Here is a 3,787-nt window from a genome sequence, read left to right as displayed (position 1 = left end):
CTCCAGAGCGATCACGAAAGAGGTGTTTGGCGAGGCCATCGGCTGGCTGCCCTGGAAGCGGCCGGGCTTCGAGCTTGGGCTGTGGCTGGAGAAATTCTGCCGCGACAACCCTGGCGCCAAGGGAGTGGTTCTCGAAGGCCACGGCCTGTTCACCTGGGGCGACGCGCCGAAGGAATGCTACGAAACGACGATTTCGGTGATCAATCAGGCGATCGACTGGTTCGAGCGCAAATCCGAGGGCAAGGCGATCTTCGGCGGCGAGGTGGTGAAGGCGCTCGAGGCGCCGGCACGGCGTGCCATTGCCGCGAAACTCATGCCGAGAATCCGCGGCCTGATCTCGGAAAAGAGCCATAAGCTCGGCCATTTCGACGACCAGCCGGCAGTGCTCGAATTCGTCAATTCGAAAGACCTGCGCCCACTGGCGGCCCTGGGCACGTCCTGTCCGGACCATTTCCTGCGCACCAAGATCCGGCCATTGGTGATCGAGTTCGATCCGGCAAAGCCGGATGTCGATGCCGTCATCGCGCGCCTCGCCGACGACATTGCGGCCTATCGGGTTGGCTACCAGGCCTACTACGACAGCTGCAAACATAAGGACTCGCCCGCCATCCGCGATCCGAACGCGGTCGTCTATCTGATGCCGGGCGTCGGCATGTTCACTTTCGCCGGCGACAAGGCGACGGCGCGCATCTCCGGCGAGTTCTACGTCAACGCCATCAACGTCATGCGCGGCGCCTCGACGGTCTCGTCCTATGTCGGCCTGCCGGCTCAGGAGGCCTTCGACATCGAATACTGGCAGTTGGAAGAAGCCAAGCTCCAGCGCCTGCCGAAGCCGAAGGCGCTGGCGGGACAGATCGCCCTGGTCACCGGCGGTGCCGGCGGCATCGGCCGCGCCACCGCCAGCCGCCTGCTGCGCGAAGGCGCCTGCGTCGTGCTGGCCGATATCGATGAGACCGCGCTTGCCGGCGCTCACGAAGAGCTGTCGAAAGCCTACGGCAAAGACTTCGTCCGTCCGGTGCGGATCGACGTGACCTCGGAAGATCAGGTCACGTCGGGCTTTGCCGAAACTTCGGTCGAGTTCGGCGGCATCGACATTCTCGTTTCCAATGCCGGCCTGGCCTCCTCGGCGCCGATCGAGGAGACGACGCTGGCGTTGTGGAACAAGAATATGGACATCCTGTCGACCGGCTATTTCCTCGTTTCGCGCGAGGCTTTCCGGCTGTTCCGCGCGCAGAAGATCGGCGGCAATGTCGTCTTCGTCGCCTCCAAGAACGGCCTTGCCGCTTCGCCCAACGCCGCCGCTTACTGCACGGCCAAGGCGGCCGAGATCCATCTCGCGCGCTGTCTCGCGCTTGAGGGTGCGGAGGCGCAGATCAGGGTCAACGTCGTCAATCCGGACGCCGTGCTGCGCGGCTCCAAGATCTGGACCGGCGAATGGAAGGAACAGCGCGCCGCCGCCTACAAGATGTCGACCGACGATCTCGAGGAGCACTACCGGTCGCGTTCGATGCTGAAACGCTCGGTATTTCCGGAAGATATCGCCGAAGCGATCTACTTCTTCGCGTCCGACATGTCGGCCAAGTCGACCGGCAACATCGTCAATGTCGACGCCGGCAACGCGCAGAGCTTTACGCGGTAAATTGTCAAAGCCAGCGCTGCCCCCTCACCCTTACCCTCTCCTCGTAAGAACGGGGAGAGGGGGGCGCCAGCGCTGGAGCGCGTCCCTTCTCCCCGTCACTATACGGGGAGAAGGTGCCGGTAGGCGGATGAGGGGCAGCGCCGACGAATATTTGGGAGGGACAGAATGTCCAAACAGATCATCTCAGCCGACCTCGTCGCCAACCACAACTCAGCTCGCCAACCCGCCCTCGAGCGTGACTACGCCTCACTCGGCGAGCGCCTCGACCGGCGCGGCATCGCCATCGATGCGATCCGCGACCAAGTCGAAAAATTCGGCGTCGCGATCCCGTCCTGGGGCGTCGGCACCGGCGGCACGCGCTTTGCCCGTTTTCCCGGCCCCGGCGAGCCGCGCGACATCTTCGACAAGATCGAGGATTGCGCCGTCATCAGCCAGCTGACCCAAGCGACGCCTACCGTCTCGCTGCATATCCCGTGGGACAAGGCCGATCCGAACCGGCTGAAGCAGGCGGCGGCGCGTTTCGGGCTCGGGTTCGATGCGATGAACTCCAACACCTTTTCCGACGCGAAGGACCAGAAGCTCTCCTACAAATTCGGCTCGCTGTCGCACGCCGATGCCGGCACGCGCCGCCAGGCGGTCGAGCACAATCTCGAATGCATCGAGATCGGCAGGACGCTTGGGTCGAAGGCGCTGACGGTATGGATCGGCGACGGCTCGAACTTCCCCGGCCAGGTCAGTTTCGCCAAGGCCTTCGAGCGCTATCTCGACGCCATGCGGCAAATCTACGCCGGCCTGCCGGACGACTGGCGGCTGTTTACCGAGCACAAGATGTACGAGCCGGCCTTCTATTCGACCGTCGTGCAGGACTGGGGCACGAACTACATCATCGCCAAGGAGCTCGGCGACAAGGCCTTCTGCCTCGTCGACCTCGGCCACCACGCGCCCAACGTCAACATCGAGATGATCGTGTCGCGGCTGATTCAATTCGGCAAGCTCGGCGGCTTCCACTTCAACGATTCCAAATATGGCGACGACGATCTCGACGCCGGTTCGATCGATCCTTACCGGCTGTTTTTGGTCTTCAACGAGCTGGTCGATGCAGAGCTTTCGGGTGCCAAGGGATTCCATCCCGCGCATATGCTCGACCAGAGCCATAACGTCACCGATCCGATCGAAAGCCTGATGCTGTCCGCGGTCGAGGTGCAGCGCGCCTATGCGCAGGCGCTGCTGGTCGACCGCAAGGCGCTGGACGGTTTTCAGGAAGCGAACGACGCGCTGATGGCGACGCAGACGCTGAAGACCGCCTACCGCACCGATGTCGAGCCGATCCTCGCCATGGCGCGGCTGAGAACCGGCGGCGCCATTGATCCAGTCGCCGCCTATCGCGAGGCCGGCTACCGGGCGAAGGTCGCGGCGGAGCGGCCGGGCGTCGCCGGCGGTGGCGGCGGGATCGTCTGACACCCTCATCCGGCCGCTTCGCGGCCGCCTTTCTCCCAAGGCAGAAGAGGTTGGCGTCGGCGCTGACGAGCTCCTTCCCCCGCGGGAAGAGGTCGGACTGCCCCGAATTGCCCTTCGCAATTCGGGGCAGGTGAGGGGCTCTGCCCAATGCTACTCCAATTGTTATTGGACTAACGCGCTCCAACGGTCTTTCCTGGGTGTCCCCCCGCCTTGGAGACCCACCATGCATCTCACCCGCCGGACGCTGATCGCCGTCAGCTTTGCGCTCACTGTTGCCTTCACACCATCGGCCGCCGTTTTTGCGGCTTCGCCGGCTCCCGCCAAGGGCGAGCACGGCATGGTGGTGACCGCCCAGCATCTCGCCACCGAAGTCGGCGTCGACGTGCTGAAGAAGGGCGGCAACGCCGTCGATGCGGCGGTCGCCGTCGGCTATGCGCTGGCCGTCGTCTATCCGAATGCCGGCAATATCGGCGGCGGCGGTTTCATGACCATCCGCTTGAAGGACGGCCGTTCGACCTTCATCGATTTCCGCGAGCGCGCGCCCCTTGCGGCGACCAAGACGATGTATCTCGATAAGGAGGGCAAGCCGATCAAAGGTGCCAGCCTCGACGGTTATCTCGCCGTCGGCGTGCCTGGTTCGGTGGCCGGCTTCGAGATGGCGCGCGAGAGATACGGGACCTTGTCCAGACA

3 protein-coding genes are annotated in these 3,787 nt (G+C 64.0%); all 3 read left to right on the top strand.

Annotation, left to right across the window (positions count from 1 at the left end; all coding sequences use genetic code 11):
* Window positions 1–1,639: bifunctional rhamnulose-1-phosphate aldolase/short-chain dehydrogenase (locus EOA60_RS23050; protein WP_128311948.1), on the top strand; the 1,639-nt coding region annotated here is incomplete at its 5' end.
* A 165-nt stretch (window positions 1,640–1,804) separates the two neighbouring features.
* The gene (gene rhaI, locus EOA60_RS23045; RefSeq protein WP_095799399.1) at window positions 1,805–3,097 is read left to right on the top strand and encodes an L-rhamnose catabolism isomerase; all 1,293 of its coding nucleotides are present in this window, start codon (window positions 1,805–1,807) and stop codon (window positions 3,095–3,097) included.
* Window positions 3,098–3,320: 223 nt separating this feature from the next.
* Window positions 3,321–3,787, top strand: a 467-nt coding sequence (locus tag EOA60_RS23040) for a gamma-glutamyltransferase (RefSeq protein WP_206628203.1), incomplete at its 3' end; no start/stop codon positions are given.

It is taken from the genome of Mesorhizobium sp. M1A.F.Ca.IN.020.06.1.1, from assembly GCF_004023265.1.
Classification (GTDB): Bacteria; Pseudomonadota; Alphaproteobacteria; order Rhizobiales; family Rhizobiaceae; genus Mesorhizobium.
Note: the sequence above shows the minus strand (reverse complement) of the source record. Positions and strands in the feature narration are given on the sequence as shown.